Genomic DNA, 362 nt, shown 5'->3' with positions numbered 1-362 from the left:
GTTGTGTTGGCGCCGACAAGGAACTTATAGTGCTGCTTATACAAACCGTTGATGTTATCAGCACTGTAGTATCCACGGTCCATAACCAGCTTGACTTTCTTATACCCGAGGATGTCCAGTTCACGGATCAGTTCAGTGACTGTTTTGACATCGGGGATGTTCCCTGCAAGCTTCCGGTAGTAGAACGGGAGACCGGATTTTTCGCCAAAGAGCAGTGCGAGATTGATCTGTGGGAGACTGTCTCCGTCTTTGTGGTGCTAGAATATAAATAGTACAAGTTAAAGTGAGTTATTCCAAGGAATAAGACTATAATAGAGATAGTCCCAGGAGGAACTCACAATGGCTAGTAAACAACCTCAACA

1 pseudogene is annotated in these 362 nt (G+C 44.8%); it reads right to left on the bottom strand.

Annotated features, from left to right (window positions below):
- Window positions 1-254 (bottom strand): annotated as a pseudogene (locus tag ACTNCK_RS11800) (transposase); the annotation flags it as partial.
- Between the last annotated feature and the right edge of the window lie 108 nt (window positions 255-362).

This window comes from Candidatus Weimeria sp. HCP3S3_B5 (genome assembly GCF_052064335.1).
Classification (GTDB): domain Bacteria; phylum Bacillota; class Clostridia; order Lachnospirales; family Lachnospiraceae; genus Weimeria.
This window is presented reverse-complemented; position numbering and strand designations above follow the sequence as displayed.